The organism is Pseudoduganella sp. R-43, from assembly GCF_049913255.1.
Taxonomy (GTDB): Bacteria; Pseudomonadota; Gammaproteobacteria; order Burkholderiales; family Burkholderiaceae_D; genus Rugamonas.
In genome coordinates this window covers 6,652,034-6,675,043 of record NZ_CP183988.1, presented here as the reverse complement: position 1 = coordinate 6,675,043, position 23,010 = coordinate 6,652,034, and the positions used below count along the sequence as shown (strand labels likewise).

General features: G+C 63.7%; 23 protein-coding genes. 16 read left to right on the top strand and 7 right to left on the bottom strand.

Annotation, left to right across the window (positions count from 1 at the left end):
- Position 1 precedes the first annotated feature (1 nt).
- From ACN9M3_RS30520 to ACN9M3_RS30510, 3 genes are all read left to right on the top strand, one after another.
- The gene (locus ACN9M3_RS30520) at positions 2–748 is read left to right on the top strand and encodes an amino acid ABC transporter permease (RefSeq protein ID WP_426166073.1); all 747 of its coding nucleotides are present in this window, start codon (positions 2–4) and stop codon (positions 746–748) included.
- Positions 748–1,440: an amino acid ABC transporter permease gene (locus ACN9M3_RS30515; protein ID WP_426166071.1), complete on the top strand. Its 693-nt coding sequence runs from the start codon at positions 748–750 to the stop codon at positions 1,438–1,440. The genes ACN9M3_RS30520 and ACN9M3_RS30515 overlap by 1 nt, the downstream gene beginning before the upstream one ends.
- 242 nt (positions 1,441–1,682) lie before the next feature.
- Positions 1,683–3,137: an amidohydrolase family protein gene (locus ACN9M3_RS30510; protein ID WP_426319612.1), complete on the top strand. Its 1,455-nt coding sequence runs from the start codon at positions 1,683–1,685 to the stop codon at positions 3,135–3,137.
- On the opposite strand, the gene ACN9M3_RS30505 is transcribed toward ACN9M3_RS30510, so the two are convergent.
- Positions 3,134–3,619 carry a VOC family protein gene (locus ACN9M3_RS30505; protein WP_426319610.1) on the bottom strand — a complete coding sequence of 162 codons (486 nt, stop codon included), beginning with the start codon at positions 3,617–3,619 and terminating at the stop codon, positions 3,134–3,136. The genes ACN9M3_RS30510 and ACN9M3_RS30505 overlap by 4 nt on opposite strands.
- Before the next feature lie 113 nt (positions 3,620–3,732).
- On the opposite strand from ACN9M3_RS30505, the gene pyrC reads away from it, so the two are divergent.
- The 6 genes from pyrC (at position 3,733) to ACN9M3_RS30475 (ending at position 8,624) form a co-directional block, all read left to right on the top strand.
- Complete coding sequence (pyrC, locus tag ACN9M3_RS30500) at positions 3,733–4,782, top strand: dihydroorotase (protein ID WP_426319608.1); 1,050 nt, start codon at positions 3,733–3,735, stop codon at positions 4,780–4,782.
- On the top strand, positions 4,783–5,577 hold the full coding sequence (locus ACN9M3_RS30495) for a DUF3025 domain-containing protein (protein ID WP_426319606.1): 795 nt from the start codon (positions 4,783–4,785) through the stop codon (positions 5,575–5,577).
- Between the two features lie 13 nt (positions 5,578–5,590).
- Positions 5,591–6,574 carry a Gfo/Idh/MocA family protein gene (locus ACN9M3_RS30490; RefSeq protein WP_426319604.1) on the top strand — a complete coding sequence of 328 codons (984 nt, stop codon included), beginning with the start codon at positions 5,591–5,593 and terminating at the stop codon, positions 6,572–6,574.
- A gap of 122 nt (positions 6,575–6,696) precedes the next feature.
- Positions 6,697–7,191, top strand: a complete 495-nt coding sequence (locus tag ACN9M3_RS30485) for a hypothetical protein (RefSeq protein WP_426166054.1) — start codon at positions 6,697–6,699, stop codon at positions 7,189–7,191.
- Between the two features lie 76 nt (positions 7,192–7,267).
- Positions 7,268–8,494, top strand: coding sequence for an MFS transporter (locus tag ACN9M3_RS30480; protein WP_426319602.1), 1,227 nt, complete (start codon positions 7,268–7,270; stop codon positions 8,492–8,494).
- Between the two features lies 1 nt (position 8,495).
- Positions 8,496–8,624: a hypothetical protein gene (locus ACN9M3_RS30475; protein ID WP_426166048.1), complete on the top strand. Its 129-nt coding sequence runs from the start codon at positions 8,496–8,498 to the stop codon at positions 8,622–8,624.
- Between the two features lie 21 nt (positions 8,625–8,645).
- Here ACN9M3_RS30475 and ACN9M3_RS30470 read toward each other — a convergent pair whose 3' ends face one another.
- The 4 genes from ACN9M3_RS30470 to ACN9M3_RS30455 form a co-directional block, all read right to left on the bottom strand.
- Positions 8,646–9,353: a M23 family metallopeptidase gene (locus ACN9M3_RS30470; RefSeq protein WP_426319599.1), complete on the bottom strand. Its 708-nt coding sequence runs from the start codon at positions 9,351–9,353 to the stop codon at positions 8,646–8,648.
- Positions 9,354–9,421: 68 nt separating this feature from the next.
- Positions 9,422–11,482: a TonB-dependent receptor plug domain-containing protein gene (locus tag ACN9M3_RS30465; protein ID WP_426319597.1), complete on the bottom strand. Its 2,061-nt coding sequence runs from the start codon at positions 11,480–11,482 to the stop codon at positions 9,422–9,424.
- A gap of 71 nt (positions 11,483–11,553) precedes the next feature.
- On the bottom strand, positions 11,554–13,116 hold the full coding sequence (locus tag ACN9M3_RS30460) for a M23/M56 family metallopeptidase (RefSeq protein ID WP_426319595.1): 1,563 nt from the start codon (positions 13,114–13,116) through the stop codon (positions 11,554–11,556).
- Between the two features lie 3 nt (positions 13,117–13,119).
- Positions 13,120–13,494, bottom strand: coding sequence for a BlaI/MecI/CopY family transcriptional regulator (locus tag ACN9M3_RS30455; RefSeq protein ID WP_426319594.1), 375 nt, complete (start codon positions 13,492–13,494; stop codon positions 13,120–13,122).
- Positions 13,495–13,591: 97 nt separating this feature from the next.
- On the opposite strand from ACN9M3_RS30455, the gene ACN9M3_RS30450 reads away from it, so the two are divergent.
- On the top strand, positions 13,592–14,077 hold the full coding sequence (locus tag ACN9M3_RS30450) for a hypothetical protein (protein WP_426319593.1): 486 nt from the start codon (positions 13,592–13,594) through the stop codon (positions 14,075–14,077).
- Positions 14,078–14,087: 10 nt separating this feature from the next.
- Positions 14,088–14,672: a hypothetical protein gene (locus tag ACN9M3_RS30445; protein WP_426319592.1), complete on the top strand. Its 585-nt coding sequence runs from the start codon at positions 14,088–14,090 to the stop codon at positions 14,670–14,672.
- On the opposite strand, the gene ACN9M3_RS30440 is transcribed toward ACN9M3_RS30445, so the two are convergent.
- A complete protein-coding gene (locus ACN9M3_RS30440; protein WP_426319591.1) occupies positions 14,645–15,223 on the bottom strand; it encodes a PEP-CTERM sorting domain-containing protein in 579 nt (192 codons plus the stop codon). The two genes, ACN9M3_RS30445 and ACN9M3_RS30440, sit on opposite strands and share 28 nt — an antisense overlap.
- A gap of 66 nt (positions 15,224–15,289) precedes the next feature.
- Positions 15,290–17,359, bottom strand: coding sequence for an ATP-dependent DNA helicase RecG (recG, locus tag ACN9M3_RS30435; protein ID WP_426319590.1), 2,070 nt, complete (start codon positions 17,357–17,359; stop codon positions 15,290–15,292).
- Positions 17,360–17,425: 66 nt separating this feature from the next.
- Here recG and queA point away from each other — a divergent pair, with 66 nt between their 5' ends.
- The 5 genes from queA (at position 17,426) to secF (ending at position 22,975) form a co-directional block, all read left to right on the top strand.
- Entirely contained in the window at positions 17,426–18,451 is a 1,026-nt protein-coding gene (gene queA / locus ACN9M3_RS30430; RefSeq protein WP_426319589.1) for a tRNA preQ1(34) S-adenosylmethionine ribosyltransferase-isomerase QueA, read from the top strand.
- A gap of 9 nt (positions 18,452–18,460) precedes the next feature.
- Positions 18,461–19,600 (top strand): tRNA guanosine(34) transglycosylase Tgt, encoded by a 1,140-nt coding sequence (tgt, locus tag ACN9M3_RS30425; RefSeq protein WP_057262553.1) that lies wholly within the window; start codon positions 18,461–18,463, stop codon positions 19,598–19,600.
- A gap of 105 nt (positions 19,601–19,705) precedes the next feature.
- On the top strand, positions 19,706–20,032 hold the full coding sequence (gene yajC, locus ACN9M3_RS30420; protein ID WP_090445410.1) for a preprotein translocase subunit YajC: 327 nt from the start codon (positions 19,706–19,708) through the stop codon (positions 20,030–20,032).
- Between the two features lie 54 nt (positions 20,033–20,086).
- Positions 20,087–21,946 (top strand): protein translocase subunit SecD, encoded by a 1,860-nt coding sequence (secD, locus tag ACN9M3_RS30415; RefSeq protein ID WP_426319588.1) that lies wholly within the window; start codon positions 20,087–20,089, stop codon positions 21,944–21,946.
- 9 nt (positions 21,947–21,955) lie between these two features.
- Positions 21,956–22,975, top strand: a complete 1,020-nt coding sequence (gene secF / locus ACN9M3_RS30410; RefSeq protein WP_426165952.1) for a protein translocase subunit SecF — start codon at positions 21,956–21,958, stop codon at positions 22,973–22,975.
- The last annotated feature ends 35 nt before the right edge of the window (positions 22,976–23,010 follow it).

Below are 23,010 nucleotides of genomic sequence, written 5' to 3'. Positions count from 1 at the left end.
CATGCATTACAACTGGAACTGGCACATCTTCTGGGAACTGTCCCCGGACGGTGTGCACAGTTATTGGGATACCTTGTGGTCCGGCCTGGCGTGGACGCTGGCCACCTCGCTGGCAGGTTGGGTGATCGCACTGGCGCTGGGCGTGGCGGTCGGTACGCTGCGCACCGCGCCCAATCGCTGGCTGTGCCGCTTCGCCATCTGCTGGGTGGAAGTGTTCCGCAATATTCCGCTGCTGGTGCAGATGTTCCTGTGGTTCTTCGTGCTGCCCGAGCTGCTGCCGCGTGCCGCCGGCGACTGGCTCAAGGCCCTGCCCAACGCGCCCTTCGTCACGGCCGTGCTATGCCTTGGCTTCTTCACGTCTGCCCGCGTTGCGGTGCAGGTGGCGGCCGGCATCAACGCGCTGGCCGGCGGGCAGCGTCTGGCGGCACTTGCACTGGGGCTGTCGCGCGTGCAGGCCTATGAATTCGTGCTGCTGCCGCTTGCCTTGCGCATCGTGCTGCCGCCGCTGGCCAGCGAGTTCCTCAACATCATAAAGAACAGCTCCGTTGCGCTCACCATCGGCTTGATGGAACTGACTGCCAGCGCACGTTCGATGCAGGAATTCTCCTTCCAGTTCTTCGAAGCGTTCGCCGCCGCCACCGTGATCTACGTGATCGCCAACATCATCGTCGTAGCCGGCATGGCCGTGCTCGAGCGGCGCCTTGCGCTGCCAGGCACGATCGGCGGCGAAGCGCGGAGGGCCGCGTGATGTTTTCGAACTTTGACTTCAGCGTGATCGCCAATTCATGGATCTACCTGTTCCAGGTCGGCATGGTGTTCACGCTCAAGCTGACCGTGCTGGCCATGCTGGGCGGCGTGGCGCTGGGTACCTTGCTGGCGATGGCGCGCCTGTCGTCGCTGCACGTGCTGTCATTGGCCGCGGCGGGCTATGTGAACCTGGTGCGTGCAGTGCCGCTGGTGCTGGTGATCTTCTGGTTCTACTTCCTGGTGCCTTATATCGCCGCTTGGATCATCGGCGCGTCGGAGCCGGTCAAGGTAGGGACCTTCCTGTCAGCGCTGATTACCTTCACCCTGTTCCAGGCTGCCTATTATTGCGAGATCATGCGCGGCGGCATACAGGCAATTCCGAAAGGACAGGTCCAGGCGGCGCAGGCGCTGGGAATGAACTACTGGCAAACCATGTGGAAAGTCGTGTTGCCCCAGGCTTTCCGCAATATGCTGCCGGTATTGCTGACGCAGACGATCGTCCTGTTCCAGGATGTGTCGCTGGTCTACGTGCTTTCCATCCCTGACTTCGTCGGCGCAGCCAGCAAGATCGCCCAGCGCGACGGACGCCTGGTCGAGATGTACATCTTCGTAGCGCTGGTGTATTTCGTCCTGTGCACGCTGATGTCCTGGCTGGTACGCCGCATGCAGCGCCGCATCGCCATTATCCGGTGACCGTGCACCGGCTGTCTGGGGGAGGTGCTGAAATCGCTGTTTTAGGTGCTGAAAACTGCTGAAAATGGCTTGCTCAGCACGCCAAAATGGGCAATTTCGGCACTTCCCACAGACGGGGTGCGCAAGCCACACCGAAAGCCCTGCCGGTTTTGGCCTTTCGCAATGTTTCGGCATGTAGCAGGGATGTAGCGCTTTGTTTTCTAGGCTAGTGTGTGCGTTGCCCGCTGTGTACCATGTGGTGCATGAAGACGACGAAACTTTCGGTTGGTGCCTTGCTGGTGCTGGGGGCGCTCGGCAGCGCGCAAGCTGCGGGACGCGTGGTTGCAGATGTGGCCTTGACGCAGGCGGTGATTGTCGACGTGGCATCCGGCCAACTGGTGCAGGGCAAGGCCGTGCTGCTGAAAGGTGGCGACATCATCGCCGTTGTCGACAACGCAAAGTTGAAAGACTACTCGCCCAGGCGCACTGTCAAACTGCCTGGCAGGTACCTGATGCCGGGCCTGTGGGATACCCACGTGCACTTCGGCGGCGGCCCCGCCCTGATCGAAGAAAACAGGCAGCTGCTCGGTCTCTACCTTGCTCACGGCATCACCACGGTGCGCGATTGTGCGGGCGACCTGTCCGACACCGTGCTCGATTGGCGCGACCTGATCAACCAGGGCAAGCTGGTGGGGCCAACCATCCTCGCCTCCGGCCCCAAGCTGGAAGGCTACAAGCCGCTGTGGAAAGGCACCATTGAAGTCGGCACGCCGGAAGAAGTCGGCAAGGCGCTGGACTACCTGCAGTCGCGCAGCGTGGACTTCGTGAAGATCACCGAGAACACCATGAAGCCGGAGATCTTCCTGGAAGCGGTGCGCCAGGCCAAGGCACGCGGCATGCAAACCTCCGGCCACCTGCCGGTGCAGCTCACGCTGGACCAGGTGATGCAGGCTGGCCTGGGCAGCATCGAACATCAATCCTATGCGCTGCGCGGCTCAACGCCGCGTGAAGCCGAACTGACGGCGCAAGTTGCTGAGGGCAAGATCACTGGCCGCGAAGCGATGCGCGCCAGCCTGGAAAGCTTTGACGAAGCGACCGCGCGCGCTACCTTCCGCCGCATGGCGGCAGCCGGCATGTCGATCACGCCGACCCTGGTAGGCTCGCAAGTGACCGCCTATCTGGACCAGGACAACCACGCCAGCGACCCCTACCTGAAATACATCGGCCAGGGCCTGCGCAAGACGTACGAGTGGCGCGTGCAGCGCGCGGCAAAGGACGATGCGGCCGCTATCGCCTACCGTCATGCCGCCTACGAGAAGGCAGCCTCGCTGCTGCCGCTGATGCAGCAGGAAGGCGTCAACATCATCGCCGGCACCGATGCGGGCTTCCTGAATTCTTTCGATTATCCGGGCCGGGGCCTGCACGACGAGCTGGGCATCTTCGTCAAATACGGCCTGACGCCGCAGCAGGCGCTGCAGGCGTCAGTGATCAACGGCCCGCGCTTCCTCGGCAAGCAGGAGCGCTACGGCGCCGTGGACAAAGGCAAGGCAGCCGACCTGCTCGTGCTGGACGCCAATCCGCTGCAGGACATCGCCAACATCCGCAAGGTGCGCATGGTAGTCAGCCACGGCAAGGTCTACGACCGCCGCCAGCTGGATACGATGCTGGAATCCGCGCGCCGCTACGCGGACCAGCATCCGGCGCCGCCCGGCGCTTAAGCGGCGCCGCGCCGCGCTTTCTCGATCTTGGCGATGTCGATTTTCTTCATGTCCATCATCGCATCGAAAGCGCGCTTGGCAGCCGCGCGGTCCGGATCGGAAATTGCCTCCATCAGGGCGCGCGGCGTGATCTGCCAGGACAGGCCCCAGCGATCCTTGCACCAGCCGCAGGCGCTCTCCTGGCCGCCGTTGCTGACGATGGCGTTCCACAGGCGGTCGGTTTCCGCCTGGTCGTCCGTCGCAATCTGGAATGAAAAGGCTTCGCTGTGCTTGAAAAGGGGACCGCCATTCAGGCCGATGCAGGGAATGCCGGCGACCGTGAACTCGACCACGAGGACGTCGCCCAGCTTGCCGTCCGGGTAGTCGCCCGGCGCCCGGTTGATGGCGCCGACGGCACTATCGGGGAAGGTTTTTGCGTAGAAGGTGGCGGCATCCAATGCGTCGCCGTTATACCAAAGACAGACTGTATTCTTGCTAGCCATCGCTTGCCTCCTCAAGGGATTGCGGGGGAAGCACCAATATCGCACATTCTCGCGGCAGGTGGGGTTCAACAGGTAAAATGGCGGGATTCGTTTTAAAGGAAAGCCTTGCCGCCATGAGTGACTTCGAGATCCCGCACAGCATCACCATCACCCGCCCAGACGACTGGCACCTTCACCTGCGTGACGGCGCCACCATGGCCAGCGTCCTGCCGGACACTGCGCGCCAGTTCGGCCGCGCGATCGTGATGCCAAATTTGAAACCTCCTGTCACCACCGTGGCGCAGGCCGCCGCCTACCGCGACCGCATCCTGGCCGCCCTGCCGCAAGGCATGGACTTCGAGCCGCTGATGACGCTCTACCTGACCGACAACACCTCGCCGGACGAAATCATTCGCGCCGCCGACAGCGGCTTCGTGCATGCGGTCAAGCTGTACCCGGCCGGCGCCACCACCAATTCCGACGCCGGCGTGACCGACCTGTCCAAGTGCTACAAGGTGCTGGAAACCATGCAGGAAGTGGGCATGCCTTTCCTGGTGCACGGCGAAGTGACCGACCAGGACATCGACCTGTTCGACCGTGAAGCCGTCTTCATCGAACGCGTGATGCGCCCGCTGCGCAAGGACTTGCCGGCCTTGAACATCGTGTTCGAGCACATCACCACCAAGGATGCGGCGCAATACGTGGCCGAAGCGGAAGGCCCTATCGCCGCCACCATCACCGCCCATCACCTGCTGTACAACCGCAACGAGATCTTCAAGGGCGGCATTCGCCCGCATTACTACTGCCTGCCGGTGCTGAAGCGCGAAGAACACCGCCTGGCCCTGGTGACCGCGGCGACCAGCGGCGACGAGCGTTTCTTCCTCGGCACCGACTCCGCGCCGCACGCGCAGGGCGCCAAGGAAGCGGCCTGCGGCTGCGCCGGCTGCTACACCGCGCTGCACGCGATGGAGCTGTACACCGAAGCCTTCGCCCGCGCCGGCGCGCTGGACAAGCTGGAAGCCTTCGCTTCCCTGAACGGTCCGGCCTTCTACGGCCTGGCGCCGAACAAGGGCACCATCACCCTGAAGCGCGAGCAGTGGACGCTACCGGCCGACCTGCCTTTCGGCGATTCGAAACTGATCCCGCTGAACGCCGGCGAAACGATCAACTGGAAAATGGCCTAAGTGTTCCAGGAGATCGACTGGTCCCGCGCCTGGTACGCCTCGGTGCGGGATGCCGCTTCCCGCATCGACCTCTCCCTGCCCAGCGTCGTCCAGCCTTTCTGCGAACAAGCGGCCGCCCTGGCGCTGGTCAACCACGCAGGCCGGCCGCTGCGCTTCGTGCCGCAGGCTTCACTGCCGGAAGGCACCGCCTACGAAGAATTCATCGGCGCCACCGGCCAGGTGCCGACCCGCGACAACCTGCACGATTTCTTCAACGGCCTGGTGTGGCTGACATTCCCCCGCATCAAACGCCAGCTCAACGCCCTGCAGGCTGCGCAGATTGCGCAGGATGGCGTGGGCAAATCGCGCGGCCCCGCGCGCGATGCTGCTACTATTTATGACGAAAACTCGGCGCTGCTGGTTGTGCGCGACGATGTCGAAGGCGCGGCCCTGGTGGACGCCTTGCGCAACCACCGCTGGCGCGAAGCCTTCGTGGAACGCTCTGCCATGTTCGGCCGCGACGCGGAAGCCTGGCTGTTCGGCCACGCGCTGATGGAGAAGCTGGTGGCGCCCTACAAGGCGATCACCGCCCACACCCGCGTGGTGCTGGCCGGCGACGGCTACTGGGCGCTGGACGAAGCCGGCCGCCGCGCATGGCTGGACCGCGACGAGGCCGCGCGCCTGGCCGGCGAGGGACTGGGCAAGGGCGGCTTCACGCCGTTGCCGGTGCTGGGCATTCCCGGCTGGTGGCCGCAGCAGGACGACGCTTTTTACGCAGACGACATGGTATTCCGCCCAAAGCGGAAGCCCGCTTGAAAGGAGCTTTTGAATGGACAAGATTATCCGCTGGGGCATCCTCGGCACCGGCAAGATCGCCAAGGCTTTCGCCACGGCGCTGCGCGACGTCCCCGATATCGAACTGGCGGCCGTTGCCTCGCGCAGCGTAGATAGCGCTACCGAATTCGCCAGGGAATATGGCGCAACACGGGCCCACGGCGACTACCAGGCGCTGGCCGACGACCCCGGCGTGGACGTGATCTACATCGCCACCCCGCACGCCATGCACCACGAGAACGCCATCATGTGCCTGAAGGGCGGCAAGGCGCTGCTGGTGGAAAAGGCCTTCACCCTGAATCGCCGCGAGGCCCGGGAAATCGTGGACCTGGCGCGCGAACGCAAGCTGTTCGTGATGGAAGCCATGTGGACCCGCTTCCAGCCCGCCATCCTGGAAGCCAAGCGCATGATCGACATGGGCGAAATCGGCAATGTGCGCAACCTGCAGGCGGACCTGGGCTTCGCGGCCGACGCCGGTCCTGAACATCGCCTGTTCAACCCTGCGCTGGGCGGCGGCGCGCTGCTCGACCTGGGCATCTATCCGCTGTCGATGGCCGCCTTCTTCCTCGGCCCGGTCAAGGCGGCGCGCGGCTTTGGCGAACTGGCGCCGAACGGCGTCGACGTGCAGGCCAATTTCGTGCTGAACCACGTGGACGGCTCGCTTTCCGCCTGTAGCTGCAGCCTGAACACCCGCACCCCGGCCACCTTGAGCGTGTGCGGCGACAAGGGCTTCCTGCGCCTGCACGGCCGCTTCCACCACGCCGAACGCTTCACCATCGCCATGAACGATGGCAGCGAGCGCGAATTCCACTTCCCGCGCATCGGCAACGGCTATGCCCACGAGGCGATGGAAGTCGGGCGCTGCCTGCGCGAAGGCCTGCTGGAGAGCCCGGAAATGCCGCTCGATGAAACCGTCGAGCTGATGGGCATGCTCGATGCGCTGCGGGCCCAGCTGGGCGTGCGCTATAACGTGGATTGAAGCGGGGAATTGAAGCTCGATTGTCGCCCGCGCCACACGCGACAACTCTTTACAAAAAACCATTGGCCCTTTCATTTATCATAAAGTTATTATCGTATTTTTAACTTTGGTGGGAGGGTGGTATGCATCAAGCAATCCTGAAGCTGGCGGGCGGGGCAGCGCTGGCATTGGCATCCAGCGCCGCTTCGGCACAATGGGTCACTACTGATCTTCAAGTAACGGGCGTGATCCAGGAAGTGCCCGGACCGTCGGCCCGTTGCCCCTCCCAGTTCGGCGGCACCATCACCGGCCACGGCAGCAGCACGTTGCTGGGCCGTGTCGCCTTCGTCGCCAACGATTGCATCACCCAGGACGGCGCCATCTACAACTTCAGCCGCGGCCGTTTCATCATCATGACGCTGTCGGGCGACCAGATCTACGCCAACTACAGCGGCCAGTTCGTGCCGACCGGCCAGGGCACCAATTACGTCTTCAGCGGCGCCACCTTCCAGATCGTCGGCGGCACCGGCCAGTACATATTCGCCAGCGGCGGCGGCCAGTTGCAGGGCACCGAAGACATGATGACCGGCGCCGGCACGATCACCATGAGCGGCCGCGTGAGCTACTGGAAGCGTTAGAGCGTTTTGGCGGGCCGCCAGCAGGATTCGGCGGCATCCTTTACACTGGCTTTCTTTGCCAGCCAGGATGCACGCCATGCCAAGCAACGACCGCCAACTCAATCTCAAGACGATCCTGCTCACTACCGGCGTCGTGCTGACGCTGTCGATGGGCGTGCGCCATGGCTTCGGCTTCTGGATGCAGCCGATTTCGCAGGCCAATGGCTGGAGCCGCGAAACCTATTCGCTGGCGCTGGCGCTGCAAAACCTGCTATGGGGCGCCTTCGGTCCCTTCGCCGGCATGGTGGCGGACCGCTGGGGCACCCCGCGCGTAGTGATCGCCGGCGCCATCTCCTATATGGCTGGCTTGCTGTGGATGGCCACGGTGACCCAGCCGACGCTGTTCATCATCGGCTCCGGCGTATTCATCGGCCTTGGCCTGGCGTGTACCGCCTTCGGCGCGGTGAGCGGCATCATCGGCCGGGCCGCGCCGGTGGAAAAGCGCTCCTGGGCCTTCGGCGTCTCGGGTGCTGCCAGCTCCTTCGGCCAGTTCCTGATGATGCCCGTCGAGCAGCAGCTGATCTCCACCATTGGCTGGCAGCATGCCTTCTACGCACTGGCGGGCGTGGTGTTCCTGTTGATGATCCCCATGACGAGTTTCATGCGCGAGCCGAAGCATGAAGTGGCAAGCGGCGCCGCCCACCAGAGCGTGGGCGAGGCAATGCGCGAAGCGATGGGCAACCGTTCCTTCCTGCTGCTGGTGGCGGGCTATTTCGTGTGCGGCTTCCAGCTGGTCTTTGTCGGCGCCCACCTGCCGGCCTACCTGAAGGACAAGGGCATTGCGACGCCGGGCGTGGCGGTGACGGCCCTGGCGCTGATTGGCCTGTTCAATATTTTCGGCTCGTTCACCGCCGGCCAGCTGGGCGGGCGCATGCCCAAACGCTACCTGCTTTCCTCGATCTATTTCGCGCGCTCGGCGGTGATTGGCCTGTTCCTGCTGGCGCCCCTGTCGCAAGGGTCGGTCTACCTGTTCGCCGCAGCCATCGGCTTCCTGTGGCTGGCCACGGTGCCGCTTACCAACGGCATCATCGCCGGCGTGTTCGGCTTGAAGCATATGTCGATGCTGGCGGGCGTGGTGTTCCTGTCGCACCAGGTGGGCAGCTTCATTGGCGTGTGGCTGGGCGGCTACCTGTTCGACAGGCTTGGCAGCTATGACGTGGTGTGGGGCATTACCCTCGGCCTGGGCATCTTTGCTGGCCTGGCCAACCTGCCAATCGACGAGCGCCCGCTGCTGCGCAGCGAACCTGGCCTGAAGGCGGCTTGAGGTGAAACAGCGGCTGATCCGTATCGGCCTGTGGGCGCTCGGCGCAGCCGTGCTGGCGCTGGCGTTCATGGCTTACCTGCGGCCGGCCTTCATGCTCGACCTGGCCAACCGCATTTACCTCTGTCTCTGAATCGAAGAGCGCTAGGCTGGCTTAAGCGTGCCGGCGCGAATTGCTGCTCTTCTGGGCGACCTGGGTTTTCTTTTTCGACGTTTTCTCGCCGGCGTCGCGCGCGGCTTTGCCCTTCTTGCCCTTGCCCGCCTTGTGCGGCGCCGGCGGGACTTCTTCGACACCGGTGCGCTTGGCGTTCATCGCGGACGGCAGGGCGTTGTCTTCCAGGTTGGCCAGCATGAAGCGATTCGGGTCGATGCGGGTGCCGTCCTGGTACGCTTCCAGGTGCAGGTGCGGACCGGTGGCGTGGCCGGTGGCGCCGGACAGGCCGATCAATTCTCCGGCAGCCACGGTGTCGCCTACGCTCACATTGCGCTTGTTCAGGTGGGCGTACAGCGAGCGCAGTCCGCCTTCATGTTCGATCACCACCACGTTGCCGTATTTGCGGTCGCCCAGGTAGCCCATGCCGGATGCCACCACGGTGCCGTCGTTGGTTGCCATCACCGGCGTATTGTGCGGCACGGAGAAGTCGATGCCGCCATGCGCGCGGCGTCCGCGCGCTGCGCCGAAGAAGCTGCTGACGCGGCCCCCTTCCAGCGGCAGGCGCCATTGCTGCAGCAGCGACTCTTTCGGCTCTTTCTCCACCTGCGGCAGCGGAATGTCCAATGGCTCAGGCATTGCGGCGGCGGGTTGCACGATGTTGGCGGCGGCCAGCATGGCCATCAGGAGGATGTTGGTGATCTTTGGCATAGCGGGCGAGTTTCGCATAACAGCGTGCTTTCTGGCAAATTCGTAAGTAACAGACAATATTTCTTTCGTTAGTTGAGGTTCTGCTTGTAGTTCAGCCGCAAGGTCGTGCCGCCGCGCGTGCTGATCGTGGTCTGGCGCCAGGCAAGGCCTTCGTAACGGTCGCTGCTGGCGCGGTCGGGATGCAGCGCGTCGGACAGGGCCAGGCGGAGTTCCTGGCGCGGCGACAGTTTCCAGCTGGCGCGCAGGTCCAGCTTGCGCTGCCAGGGGGCGCTGGACACGAAGCTGGCCGAATCGCGGCTTGGGCCGCCGGCTTCGCAGGAGAACTCGGCATCGAGCGTGAGCGCGCCGCGCCGGTAGCTGAGGGCGGCGCTGCCGCTCAGCGGGGTTTGTGCCGCGAGCCGATTGTCGGGACCGGGCACGCTGTCGAGGCGCGAGCGGTTGAAGCTGGCGTTGGCGCGCATGGAGAGCGAAGCCGTGAGCGGGCTGCGCAACTCCAGCGTGAGACCGTGCACGCGCGCGCCGCCATGGTTGGCCGGCATGCTGATCCAGCGGTCGCCGTCGCGGTACAGCGTGGGCAGGATCACGTTGTCGATATCGCGCGCGTAGATGCTGGCGCTGAGCAGGCTGTCCTTGGCGAAGTAGTAGTCGATGCCGGCATCGAGGCCCCACGCCAGCTCGGGGCGCAAGGAAGGATTGCCTTGGGTGTCGGGGTTGGTCGGGCTGTTGTTATTGTCCGAGGTGAAGCGGCGCGGGATCAGGTCGAGCATATTGGGCGCCTTGTAGCTGCGGCTGGCGCCGGCGCGCAACTGGCTGTCGCCGGGAAGCTTGCGCATCCATTCCAGCACGGGGCTGACGACGGTGCTGCGCTGGCGCACCGGCGCCGTGTTGCGGTCGTGGGCTTCGGTGTGCATGGTTTCCCAGCGCAGGCCGGCAGACCAGGAGTCCGCATCGCGCTTCCATTCATCCTGCGCGAAAGCCGCCAGGCGCCCGATGCGGCCATCGTAGCGGTCGTCGCGCAGGAAGTTGAGCGCGCCAGCATGGTTGTATTCATGCTCGATGCGTGTCTGCATGCGATCGAGAGCGGAACCGTCCCAGCCTGCCACCAGCGCATGCCCGTTGCCGAGTGGGTGGGAATACTTGCCGCCGTAGTTAAAGCCGTGTTCACGGATGTCGCCGTCAACATGGCGCACGGTCGGGCCAGGGCCGGCCAGCGGCAAGCCGACGAAATCGAAATCGGTATCGCGCGGCGCGGTGTTGCCGCCTATCTTGAGCTCCCATTGCGCACCGCTGGCCAGGCTGCGTTGCCATGCCAGCTCGCTGCGCAGGAAATGGCCGCGCATGCGGAAGCGGCTTTGCACCTGCGCAAAGTCGCCCGATGCGCCAAGCTGCACCGCCTCTTGCGAGTGGTAGCCGATGTCGCGGCGGTTCACGGTGGCGATGGTTTGCAGGGCGAAGCTGTCGCCACCGGCGCTGGTCCAGCCCAGGCGCGAAATGAGGTTGAGCGAGTCGCCGACGTTGTGCTCGTGTGAACGGATGGTGCGCAGCATGCCGGGTGCGCTGTCGGTGATGCTGCGGTCGGCAGGCGTGCTGCTGCGCGACAGTACGGCGCTGACGTTATGCGACCAGCCATCCGCCTTGCCGGTGGATTGCACGGCGAGGCGCGGCGACCATGCGCCGCGCAGGCTGTCCATCCCGAGCTGTATTTCCCGGTTGCCGCGGCTGACGGATTTGCGCAGCACGATGTTGATGGTGCCGGCGATGCCTTGCGTGCCCAGCACGGCGGACGCGCTGCGCAGCACTTCGACCCGTTCGATCACTTCCGGCGGCAGGCTGTCAAGCGAGAAACCATTGGGCGCGGGCTGGCCGTTCAGCAGGATTTGCGTATAGCCCTTGCCAAGGCCGCGCATGCGAATGCCGGCGCTGTCGCTGATGGTAATGCCGGGCAGGCGGCGCAAGGCGTCGGCCACGGTGCGGTCGCCATGCGCGGCCAGCTCCTCGCGGCTCAGGACGACGGTGCTGGCCGTGTCTTCCTTGCGCTGGTCGAGCTTTGCGCTTTTGATCTCGATGACCTGTTGTGCGGATGCGGCCTGGCTTGCCAGCGCGGCGGCAAGCATGAAAATCTTATACATCGCGTTTCCTTGGGACGAGCGCCGCCACTGCAGGGCAGCGCGCGGCATGTGCTCAGTGGCGGCGGGGTGGATTAGCTGGCGCGGCTTGCCTTCAGGCGTCGCAGCGCGGTCCTGGTGGCGTTGCCTTCGAGCTTGCCTAGCACGGCTTGCGGGTCGATGTTATCGCCATCGAGGCTGACTTCCATATGCAGGTGAGGACCGGTGGCTTTGCCGCTGGCGCCGGAAGTGCCGATTTGCTGGCCGGTGGCGACGCGTTCGCCCAGCCTGACCATGCGCTTGTCCATGTGGGCGTACAAGGACCGCAGGCCGTTCGCGTGTTCGATGACGATCAGTTCGCCCCACTTGTTCTCGCCCGCGTAGCGATTGGTCGAGGCGATGACCACGCCCTCCGCGGGCGCCACGATACGTGTGCCGGTCGGGACTGCGAAATCCATGCCTCTGTGCAGCCGGCCCGTGGGAGCGTGCAGGATGCCGAAGAACGCGCTGACACGCATGCTTTCCATGGGGGCTTGCCAATGCGGCAGGCCGGCAGGCTGCGCAGCTGCGGCAGGCGCTGGCTGGGCTGCCGGGGCGGCATCGTCGAGGCGCCAGGCCAGCGCCGGCTGCAGCAAGACGCTGGCGGCCAGCACGGCAGGCAGGGCGGCGTAGCTCAGGGCGGAGTTGACGGCGCGCGGCATGGCGGGCACGCCGTCGCGGATCATGCGGATGCGGGCGGCGACGGCATCGACCGTGCGGCTACCGAAGGCCAGGGCAGTGCCATGGTCGGGCAAGGCTTGCGTGCGCATTTGCGTCACCAGGGCTGCGGCGTAGTGACGGCGCTGTGCGGGAGGAAGACCCTGCAGTACGTTGCGGTCGCAACCCAGTTCCTGCGCCCAGGCCAGCCGCTTGCCAAGCCGGGCCACCATCGGGTTGAACCACTGGATCGCTTGCAGCAGGAAGCTGGCGTGCATCCAAAGCGGGTCGCGGCGGGCGAGGTGGGTGAGTTCGTGTTCTATCACCAGGCGTTGTTGTGCCGGGTCGAAGTCGCGCAGGTGGCGCGGCAGCAGCAGGACTGGGCGCGCGAGGCCCGCCAGCATGGGGCCGATCGGGGCTTCGATTTCGCGCACTTCCGGCAGGTTGCGGTGCAGGGATTCAAAGCCTGCATGGGCGGCAAGGGCTGCACAGTCAAGACGCGTCGAGGCGGCCAACAGCGCGTCCAGGTGACGCTTGGCGCGCAGCCATTTTGCTGCTGTTGCTGCAAGTCCGGCGGTGTACAGGGCCAGCCAGGAATAGCCAAGCCAGAGCAGGGCGGGGGATGGCGCGATCAATGCGGCATCGCCGTCGTCGAAGCCGGCATCGTTGCCGGCTGCGCCCTGGTCGGTGGCCAGCACGCCGGCAGGGGCGTGGCCGGGACCGGCATTGGCGGCGGCGCGCACTCCGGGCAGCTCGATGGCGGGAACGATGCTCGGCCGGACGGCCGAGGGAAGCAGGCCGAGCGCCAGGGTGCCGGCGATGGCGGCGGCGGCCAGCAGCCACGGTGTCCGCCTCGCCTCAAGTCCGGGCCAGGCGCGCGCGGCGGCATGCAGCAACAGCCAGGCGCCGGCGCCAGTCAGCAGGCTGGCGATGCTCGCCTGCAGGAATACCAGGGCGAACATTATTTACTCCTTGTCTTCCGGCCATTCGCTGAGCAGTTGCTCCAGCTCTTTCAACTCATGCTGGTTGACCAACCTGGAGCCGGTAAACATGTTCACCGGCAGGGGCGCGTTCATTTCCATCACACGATGGCTGAAATCGTGGGCAAATTCCGCCAGCGTTTCAACCTTTTCGGCCACTGGCGCGTATACGTTCATGCCATGGGCGGAATGCTGGCTGATCATGCCTTTCTCCAGCATGCGTTCCAGGGTCTTGCGGGTGGAAGAGAAGGACCAGGCCAGTTCTTCCTCCACGCGGTCATGGATTTCACGGGCGCTGAGCGGATGCTGTTTCCAAAGTGCCTTGAGCAGCGTTAATTCGGTAATGGATGGAATGGCCATGGGAGCTCCTTGTGACGTATGACGGCATTCTGCGACATGTGTCGCGCGAAGGCAAGGAGTTTATGCGACACGTGTCACATAATGTATCATTGCGTATATGAAAAAGATTGCAACAATTATCACGGTGCTTGCCGCCACTGCTGCCTGCAGTGGCAAACGGCTGACCGAGGCCGAAGTGCTCTCGGTGATGGGAAACGTGGAAACTTCGGTCCAGCGCCACGATTCCGACCGCCTGATGGCCAATTTCGCGCCCAACGCGATGATCATGGTCTCCATGCCGGGCCGGGGCGGCGGCCTTTCGCGCATGAGCGTGGACGAGTACAAGGCCATGCTGGAAGGCTTGTGGAAAGTTCAGCTGCAGTCGACTTATGAGGTCAGCAAGCGCGAGGTATCGTTGGCCGCCAATGGCCACAGCGCCACCGCGCGCGACGTCGCGAAAGAAGTCGTGCTGCTGCCGGGAGAGCGCATGGAGTCGCTCAGCAAGCAGAAGGCCGAGATCGCGCTGGTTGATGGCGTGCCCCGCATTATCTCCCTGACCGCGGAAGTTGAATCCCTGGTCGCCACGCCGACCGGCAGCAACTGATTGGAAGCCCATGGATAAGCAAGTCATTTGCCCGAAGTGTGATCATGTGCGTCCCCAGGACGCGACCAATCCGGAGTGGCAGTGCCCTGCTTGCGGGGTTTGCTATTCCAAGGCAGTCAGTCCGGCGCAAGCGATGCCGGATCCGCGCCTGCGCGAGCGCATGCGGGCAGCGCCGGAACCCGTCCCGGTCAAGCACAGCTGGAACCTTGGCCTGGTAGCCAAAGTGGCCGTCCTGGTTGTGCTGGGATGGGGCTTGAACACAGCGGTCAAGCATCGCCAGCAAGCTGCCGAGACGGAAGAAGTACAAGTCGTCGAGGACGAACAACAAGCGGGCTCCGGCGAAGCGGTCGCGAATACAGTGCTGCAGGTATCTGGCGCCGACGTCAGCATGTTGAAGGACATGGGCAGCAAACTGGAAAGGTCCTGCGCGCGGAATAAGTACGGCCTGTCCGAAGCCGAATGCATCGACCGGATCCGCAAGCGCGGCGACCTTTGCGCGAACCAGACGGCAGCGCGATTCCCAGGGCAGATCGGAAATACCGATCGCATGCAGGTTGTCGTGCAGGACTACGTCGGCTGCATCTTCGAACGCTGACCCGGCCAGTTGCGGCGCCCGGCAAGCAGCGGCAACAGCAGCAAGCCCGCTCCAAGCATGATGTAGGTGTGTGGTTCCGGTACCGGCGACATTGTCAGCAAGGTTTGCGGTGTGGTCATCCAGCCGCTCTCCTCATAGTGCTGCTGCGCACGGGTGATGAAGGCCACGCCGCTGCCGGTGTCGTATCGCACTTCTGACCAGTACCAGTCCGAGCCGCCGTAGTCCGTGTACGAAATATGGTTGGCGCGGAATGACAGGTCGCCGTTGAAAGCATAGGAGAATGCGCTGACGCCGCACGGGGAAGGTGCCAGGGTAGTGCAGCCAAGCAGTTCGCGGCCGTCTACCCTGAAGGTCGTCAGCTCGGATGCCTCCAGGATTGCATTGCCGTTTGCATCGATACCCTCGAATGAACCGTGGACCAAAGTGTCGATGAAGCGGTTTTGCATATAGTCGTAAAATCCGCCCCAGGTAAAGTCCCAGCGGGCCGGCTCGGCCTGCACTAATGTCGTTGATGCGGCCAGCAGGATGCCGCAGATCGATTTCATCAGCATATTCACTCCTCGCTTGAAGCGCGTGGAGAATTTATCAGCAGGCCCAGGTGCCGGGCGCACGTTTCGTCAGACTTTCAGGAATTCTTCCCTGCCGCCCAGCCAGCGTTCCAGGTGGGCTTCCACCGTGGCCTTGTTGGCGGGCGTCGCCTCATGCAGCAGGGCGTGCGCCACGTCGCGCGCCTGGTCGACCAGCCAGCCGTCGGTCTCCAGGTCGGCGAAGCGCAGCATGGCCTGGCCGGATTGGCGCGAGCCCAGGAATTCGCCGGGGCCGCGGATTTCCAGGTCGCGGCGCGCGATCTCAAAGCCATCAGTGGTTTCGCGCATCGTCATCAGGCGCTGCTTGGCGATCGGGCCGAGCGGGCTTTGGTAAAGCAGCAGGCAGACCGATGCCGCTGAACCGCGGCCCACGCGGCCGCGCAGCTGGTGCAGTTGCGAGAGGCCGAAGCGTTCGGCGTGCTCGATCACCATCAAGGAGGAATTCGGCACGTCGACGCCGACCTCGATCACGGTCGTCGCGACCAGGACATGGATGTCGCCGGCGGCGAATGCGTCCATCACCTCCGCCTTTTCAGCTGGCTTCAAGCGGCCGTGCACCAGGCCGACGCGCAGGTCGGGCAGGGCGGCTGCGAGGGTCTCGTAGGTTTCGGTTGCCGTCTGGAGCTGCAGCGCTTCCGATTCTTCGATCAGCGGGCAGACCCAGTAAGCCTGGCGGCCTTCCAGCGCGGCGGCATGCACGCGGGCGATCACCTCATCGCGCCGGTTCTGGTCGACCACGGCGGTGACGATCGGAGTGCGGCCGGGCGGCAGCTCATCGATTACCGATACCTCGAGATCGGCATAGTAGGTCATGGCCAGCGTGCGCGGGATCGGCGTAGCGGACATCATCAACTGGTGCGGCACGTTGTCGCCATTGCCCTTGTTGCGCAGGGTCAGGCGCTGGCCGACGCCAAAGCGGTGCTGCTCGTCCACGATCACCAGGCCGAGTTTTGCGAACTGCACCGTGTCCTGGATGATGGCATGCGTGCCGATCACCAGTTGCGCCTCGCCCGATTCCACCAGCGCGTAAGCGGCTTCCTTCTCTTTCTTTTTCAGGCTGCCGGTCAGCCAAGCGACCTTCACGCCCAGCGGTTCCAGCCACGCGGCGATCTTGCGGAAATGCTGGTCGGCCAGGATCTCGGTCGGCGCCATCAGGGCGGCCTGGTAGCCGCTGTCGATCGCCTGCGCCGCCGACAGCGCGGCCACGATGGTCTTGCCGCTGCCGACGTCGCCCTGCAACAGGCGCTGCATCGGGTAGGGCTGCTTGATGTCGGCGCGGATTTCCTTCAGCACGCGCTGCTGGGCTTTCGTCAGCTTGAACGGCAGCGAGGCTTCAAAGGCCGACGACAGCGAGCCGGCCTTGCCCAGTACCGCGGCGCCCTTGGCGCGGCGTGCGCGCTGCGCGCGTTTCAGCGAGAGCTGTTGTGCCAGCAGTTCGTCGAACTTCACGCGCGTCCAGGCCGGGTGGCTGCGATCGATCAGGGCATTCTCATCGATCTCGGCCGGCGGGTAATGCAAGGTGCGCACGGCCGACTCGAGCGGATGCAGGCGCATGGCCTTGAGGATTTCCGGCGGCAGGGTGTCGGTCCAGTCCACGCGCTTCATGGCGTCTGCAATCGCGCGGCGCAGCACCAGTTGCGACAGGCCTTCGCCGGAAGGGTAGACCGGTGTCAGGGAAGTCGGCAGCGGCGCGCCCTCGTTCACGATCTTGTAGGTAGGGTGCACCATCTCGGCGCCGAAGAAGCCATGCCGCACTTCACCGCGCGCCCGCACGCGGGTGCCTTCCGCCAATTGCTTGACCTGGCTGCCGTAGAAGTTCATGAAGCGCAGCTGGATGTCGCCCGTCTCGTCCGCGATATGGACCAGCAGCTGGCGGCGCGGCTTGTAGGCGATTTCGTTCGACGTGACAACGCCTTCCACCTGCGCTACCTCGCCGCCGCGCATGCAGGCTTCGCGGATCGTCAGGACTTCCGTCTCGTCCTCATAGCGCATGGGGAGGTGCAGCACCAGGTCCATGTCCGTGCGCAGGCCAAGCTTGGCAAGCTTGCTCTCGGCGGTGGCGGCAGGTTTTTTTTTGGCAGGCGGCTTCGTTTCCGGCATTTTTGCGTGAATTTTGGGCAGGTGTCGTAAAATAGAGGGTTGCCCAACAGTTTTAGTAGTCCGTCAATGTACTCGTTATCCGACTTCGATTTTAACTTGCCGCCAGAGCGAATTGCGCAATTTCCTCTGCCGGACCGCAGCGCGTCGCGCCTCCTGCACGTGGACGGCAAGATCCTGCACGACCGCCAGTTCACCGACATCGTCGACCAGCTCCAGGCTGGCGACCTGCTGGTGATGAACAACACCCGCGTGCTGAAGGCCCGTTTCTTCGGCGTCAAGGACAGCGGCGGCAAGGTGGAGGCGCTGGTTGAGCGCGTGCTGGACACCCGCACCGTGCTGGCCCAGGTGCGCGCCTCGAAGTCGCCCGGTCCCGGCGTGAAGATCCGCCTGGCCGATGCCTTCGATGTCACCGTCGGCGAGCGCGCCGGCGAGTTCTATACCCTGCATTTCGAAGCAGATGTGTTCGACCTGATCGAGCAATATGGCCGCCTGCCGCTGCCGCCCTACATTGAACACGCGCCGGGCGAAGTGGATGAAACGCGCTACCAGACGGTGTTCAACAAGGTGCCGGGTGCCGTGGCGGCGCCGACCGCCGGCCTGCATTTCGATGAAGCGCTGCTCGACAAGCTGCGTGCCAAGGGCATGAAATTCGCCTACGTCACCCTGCACGTGGGCGCCGGGACCTTCCAGCCGGTACGCACCGAAAACCTGGCCGAGCACAAGATGCATACCGAGTGGTACACCATGCCGCAGGAAACCGTGGACGCCGTGCGTGAAGCGCGCGCCGCCGGCCGCGACGTGGTGGCGGTGGGCACGACCTCGCTGCGCGCGCTGGAGTCGGCCTCCCAAGGCGGCAGCCTGGAAGCGGGCAGCGGCGACACCAGCCTGTTCATCACCCCGGGCTACCAATTCAAGACGGTGACGCGGCTGATCACCAACTTCCACCTGCCGAAATCGACCCTGCTGATGCTGGTCAGCGCTTTCGCAGGCTTTACCGAGATCCGCCATGCCTACCAGCACGCGATCGCGAACGAATACCGCTTCTTCAGCTATGGCGACGCCATGCTGCTGACGACGCACAACAGAGCATAAGGAATACCGATGCTGGAATTTAAACTCATCAAAAAAGACACCACCGGCAAGACCCACGCCCGCCGCGGCACGGTCAAGCTCAATCACGGCGAGGTGCAGACCCCGATCTTCATGCCGGTCGGTACCTACGGCTCCGTCAAGGCCATGTCGCCGCTGGAGCTGAAGGAAATCGGCGCCCAGATCATCCTCGGCAACACCTTTCACCTGTGGCTGCGCCCCGGTAACGACGTGATGTCCAAGTTCGGCGGCCTGCACGGCTTCATGGGCTGGGACAAGCCGATCCTGACCGACTCCGGCGGCTTCCAGGTGTTCTCCCTGGGCGAAATGCGCAAGATCACCGAGGAAGGCGTGACCTTCAATTCGCCGATCAACGGCGACAAGCTGTTCCTGTCGCCGGAAATCTCGATGCAGATCCAGCGCGTGCTGAATTCCGACATCGTGATGCAGTTCGACGAATGCACCCCGTACGAAATCGATGGCCGTCCTGCCACGCTGGAAGAAGCGGCGAAGTCGATGCGCATGTCCCTGCGCTGGGCCCAACGCTCGATGAATGAGTTCAAGGCTGGCGAGAACCCGAACGCACTGTTTGGCATCGTCCAGGGCGGCATGTACGAAAACCTGCGCGACGAATCGCTGGCAGGCCTCCAGGAAATCGACTTCCCGGGCCTGGCCATCGGCGGCTTGTCCGTCGGCGAGCCAAAAGAAGACATGATGCGCATCCTGCAGCACGTCGGCCCGCGCCTGCCTGAGAACAAGCCGCACTACCTGATGGGCGTCGGCACCCCGGAAGACCTGGTGAACGGCGTGGCCAACGGCGTCGACATGTTCGACTGCGTGATGCCGACCCGGAATGCCCGCAACGGCTGGATCTTCACCCGCTTCGGCGACGTCAAGATCAAGAATGCTCGTTATAAGGATGACAAGGAACCGCTCGACCCGACCTGCTCCTGCTACACCTGCCGCAACTTCAGCCGGGCCTACTTGCACCACCTGCACCGTGCGCAGGAGATCCTGGGCGCGCGCCTGAACACCATCCACAACCTGCATTATTACCTGGACATCATGCAGCAGATGCGCGACGCGCTCGACGCCGACCGTTTCCCGGACTGGGTGCAGCAATTCCACGCAGATCGCGCGCGTGGTATTTAAAAAACGGCAAGCCGCCCTTATGTAGGTCGGCAGCGTGGCGGGTGCTAGAATACACCGCTTGATTTTTACCCAATAAGTTTTACCTAACTAGAATCTGGAGTCCCCGTGTTCATTTCCAACGCATACGCCCAAACCGCAGCCGATGCCGGCGCCATGGGCAGCCTGACCACCTTCGCACCACTGATCCTGATGTTTGTGGTGATGTACTTCCTGATGATTCGTCCGCAACAGAAGCGCGCGAAAGAGCAGAAAGCCATGATGGAAGCCCTCGCCAAGGGCGACGAAGTGGTGACCATCGGCGGCATCATGGGCAAAGTGACCAAGGTGAACGACCAGAACGTGGCTATCGAAGTGTCGCAGGGCACCGAAGTCTGGGTGCAGAAGCACGCCATCTCCTCCCAGCTGCCGAAAGGCACCCTGAAGAGCCTGTGATAACCGGCGCGGGCGGCCAGTGCCGCCCGTTTTGTTATAGCAATGCTGAAGACTATGAATCGTTATCCAATCTGGAAATACATCCTTATCGTCGTGGTGGTGCTGCTTGGCGCCCTGTACACGGCGCCTAACTACTTCGGCCAGACACCTGCACTGCAGATCACCAGCGCCAAGGCCACCGTCAAGGTCACCAATGCCCTGGCGACCCAGGTGGACACGCTCCTGAAACAAGCCAACGTCAAGAATGACGGCGTAGCGCTGGACGGCGCCGGCATGCACACCTACGTGCGCGCGCGCTTCTCCGACACCGACGCCCAGTTCAAAGGCCGGCTGGCGCTTGAAAAAGGCCTCAACCCGGACCCGAACGACCCGACCTATATCGTCACCGTCAACCTGGTGTCGAATACCCCGGACTGGATGCGCGCTGTAGGCGCACTGCCAATGTACCTGGGGCTGGACCTGCGCGGCGGCGTGCACTTCCTGATGCAGGTTGACACCAAGGCTGCGGTCACCAAGCGTATCCAGGGTACCCAGGCTGCCATCAAGAACCAGCTGCGCGAGAAGAACGTGCGCCACGCCGGCATCGATCGCGTGAACGACACCATCATCGTCAAGTTCCGCGACGACGCACTGCGCCAGCAGGCCAAGGGCATCATCAAGGACCAGCAGCCGGATATGGACGTGGTTGACGCCACCGAAGGCGACGAACTGCGCCTGGTCGTGACCCTGAAGCCGGCTGCCCTGAAAGCCACCCTGGACAACGGCGTGCAGCAGAATATTGCCACCCTGGGCAAGCGCGTGAATGAACTGGGCGTCTCCGAGCCGGTGATCCAGCAGCAAGGCCCTGACCGCATCGTGGTGCAGCTGCCGGGCGTGCAGGATGCCGCACACGCGAAAGACATCATCGGCCGTACCGCCACTCTGGAAGTGCGCATGGTCGACGAAACCGTCACCCCTGGCACTGAGCTGAACGCTGCCATTCCGTACAACTCGGAGCTGTACACCGTCGGCAAAGGTGTGCCTGTCGTGCTGTCCAAGGACGTGGTGCTGACCGGCGATTACATCTCCAGCGCAACCGCCACTTTCGACCAGAACCAGCAGCCTGCCGTCAGCATCGACCTGAACGGCGACGGTGGCCGCAAGATGCGCGACGCAACCCGCGACCGCGTCGGCAAGAAGATGGCCATCGTGCTGTTCGAGAAGAAGAAGGCCGAAGTGCTGTCCGTGGCGACCATCCAGAGCGAACTGGGTAGCCGCTTCCAGATCACCGGCATGGGCAGCGCGGAGAACTCCGCCGAACTGGCGCTGCTGCTGCGCGCCGGCGCCCTGTACGCTCCGATGGAAGTGATCGAGCAGCGTACCGTGGGTCCTGCACTGGGCGCTGAAAACATCGCCAAGGGCTTCCACTCCACGATGTACGGCTTTGCCGCCATCGCGGTCTTCATGATCATCTACTACATGATGTTCGGCGCCTTCAGCGTGCTGGCGCTGGCAGTGAACCTGCTGCTGCTGATCGCTGTGCTGTCCCGCCTGCAAGCCACGCTGACCCTGCCGGGTATCGCGGCAATCGCGCTGGCGCTGGGCATGGCAATTGACGCCAACGTGCTGATCAACGAGCGTATCCGCGAAGAGCTGCGCAATGGCGCCAACCCGCAGTCGGCGATTGCCGCCGGCTTCGAGCACGCCTGGCACACCATCCTGGACTCCAACGTGACCACCCTGATCGTTGGTATCGCGCTGCTGGTGTTCGGTTCCGGTGCGGTGCGCGGCTTCGCCGTGGTGCACAGCCTGGGCATCCTGACCTCGATGTTCTCCGCAGTCTTCGTTTCGCGCGGCGTGGTGAACCTGTGGTACGGCCGTAAGAAGAAACTGCAGTCGCTGTCGATCGGCACCGTCTGGAAACCTGCGAACTAAGGAATAGAGATGGAATTTTTCCGCATCCGTAAAGACATCCCGTTCATGCGCCACGCGTTGGTCTTCAACGTGATTTCGGCGCTGACCTTCGTGGCAGCAGTGTTCTTCCTGGCCACCAAGGGCCTGCACTTCTCGGTGGAGTTCACCGGCGGCACCGTGATGGAAGTGAAGTACGCGCAGGCAGCCAACCTGGAAAAGGTGCGCGAGACCCTGAATGGCCTGGGCTACCATCCTGAGGTGTCGAGCATCGACACGGCGCGCGATGCCTTGATCCGCCTGCCGAACGTTGCAGGCACCACCGCTGCCGATACCGCTGCCAAGGTGTTCGGCGAGCTGTGCAAGGCCGAGCAGGGCAGCGTCAAGTCGGTCGACAAGGTGACCGACAAGGGCGCCCATGAAATGAAGAGCGCCTGTATCCATGCCGACGGTTCCGAAGGCGTGTCGCTGCAGAAGGTTGAATTCGTCGGCCCGCAGGTCGGCGATGAGCTGGCGCAGAACGGCCTGAACGCCCTGATCATGGTGGTGGTTGGCGTGATGATCTACCTGGCCATCCGCTTCGAATGGAAATTCGCAGTGGCCGCCATCGTCGCGAACTTGCACGACGTGGTGATCATCCTGGGCTTCTTCGCCTTCTTCCAATGGGAATTCTCGCTGACCGTGCTGGCCGCCGTGCTGGCGGTGCTGGGTTACTCCGTCAACGAATCGGTGGTTATCTTCGACCGGATTCGCGAGAACTTCCGCAAGCAGCGCAAGATGTCCGTGCATGAGGTGATCGACAACGCGATCACCTCCACCATCTCGCGTACCATCATCACCCACGGTTGCACCCAGATGATGGTGCTGTCGATGCTGTTCCTGGGCGGTCCGACCCTGCACTACTTCGCGATTGCGCTGACCATCGGTATCTGCTTCGGTATTTACTCTTCCGTGTTCGTTGCTGCTGCCGTGGCCATGTGGCTGGGCGTGAAGCGCGAAGACCTGATCAAGCCGATCAAGGAAAAAGACGAGACCGACGGCGCCGTGGTTTAAACAACCGCGCTCGAAAAAAAAAGCAGCCGTGAGGC

Bases quoted from the DNA above. Each gene is read 5' to 3' on its own strand.
- ACN9M3_RS30520 (WP_426166073.1), top strand. From the start codon at position 2: ATGCATTACAACTGGAACTGGCACATCTTCTGGGAACTGTCCCCGGAC.
- ACN9M3_RS30515 (WP_426166071.1), top strand. From the start codon at position 748: ATGTTTTCGAACTTTGACTTCAGCGTGATCGCCAATTCATGGATCTAC.
- ACN9M3_RS30510 (WP_426319612.1), top strand. From the start codon at position 1,683: ATGAAGACGACGAAACTTTCGGTTGGTGCCTTGCTGGTGCTGGGGGCG.
- ACN9M3_RS30505 (WP_426319610.1), bottom strand. From the start codon at position 3,619: ATGGCTAGCAAGAATACAGTCTGTCTTTGGTATAACGGCGACGCATTG.
- pyrC (WP_426319608.1), top strand. From the start codon at position 3,733: ATGAGTGACTTCGAGATCCCGCACAGCATCACCATCACCCGCCCAGAC.
- ACN9M3_RS30490 (WP_426319604.1), top strand. From the start codon at position 5,591: ATGGACAAGATTATCCGCTGGGGCATCCTCGGCACCGGCAAGATCGCC.
- ACN9M3_RS30485 (WP_426166054.1), top strand. From the start codon at position 6,697: ATGCATCAAGCAATCCTGAAGCTGGCGGGCGGGGCAGCGCTGGCATTG.
- ACN9M3_RS30480 (WP_426319602.1), top strand. From the start codon at position 7,268: ATGCCAAGCAACGACCGCCAACTCAATCTCAAGACGATCCTGCTCACT.
- ACN9M3_RS30470 (WP_426319599.1), bottom strand. From the start codon at position 9,353: ATGCCAAAGATCACCAACATCCTCCTGATGGCCATGCTGGCCGCCGCC.
- ACN9M3_RS30465 (WP_426319597.1), bottom strand. From the start codon at position 11,482: ATGTATAAGATTTTCATGCTTGCCGCCGCGCTGGCAAGCCAGGCCGCA.
- ACN9M3_RS30460 (WP_426319595.1), bottom strand. From the start codon at position 13,116: ATGTTCGCCCTGGTATTCCTGCAGGCGAGCATCGCCAGCCTGCTGACT.
- ACN9M3_RS30455 (WP_426319594.1), bottom strand. From the start codon at position 13,494: ATGGCCATTCCATCCATTACCGAATTAACGCTGCTCAAGGCACTTTGG.
- ACN9M3_RS30450 (WP_426319593.1), top strand. From the start codon at position 13,592: ATGAAAAAGATTGCAACAATTATCACGGTGCTTGCCGCCACTGCTGCC.
- ACN9M3_RS30445 (WP_426319592.1), top strand. From the start codon at position 14,088: ATGGATAAGCAAGTCATTTGCCCGAAGTGTGATCATGTGCGTCCCCAG.
- ACN9M3_RS30440 (WP_426319591.1), bottom strand. From the start codon at position 15,223: ATGCTGATGAAATCGATCTGCGGCATCCTGCTGGCCGCATCAACGACA.
- recG (WP_426319590.1), bottom strand. From the start codon at position 17,359: ATGCCGGAAACGAAGCCGCCTGCCAAAAAAAAACCTGCCGCCACCGCC.
- queA (WP_426319589.1), top strand. From the start codon at position 17,426: ATGTACTCGTTATCCGACTTCGATTTTAACTTGCCGCCAGAGCGAATT.
- tgt (WP_057262553.1), top strand. From the start codon at position 18,461: ATGCTGGAATTTAAACTCATCAAAAAAGACACCACCGGCAAGACCCAC.
- secD (WP_426319588.1), top strand. From the start codon at position 20,087: ATGAATCGTTATCCAATCTGGAAATACATCCTTATCGTCGTGGTGGTG.
- secF (WP_426165952.1), top strand. From the start codon at position 21,956: ATGGAATTTTTCCGCATCCGTAAAGACATCCCGTTCATGCGCCACGCG.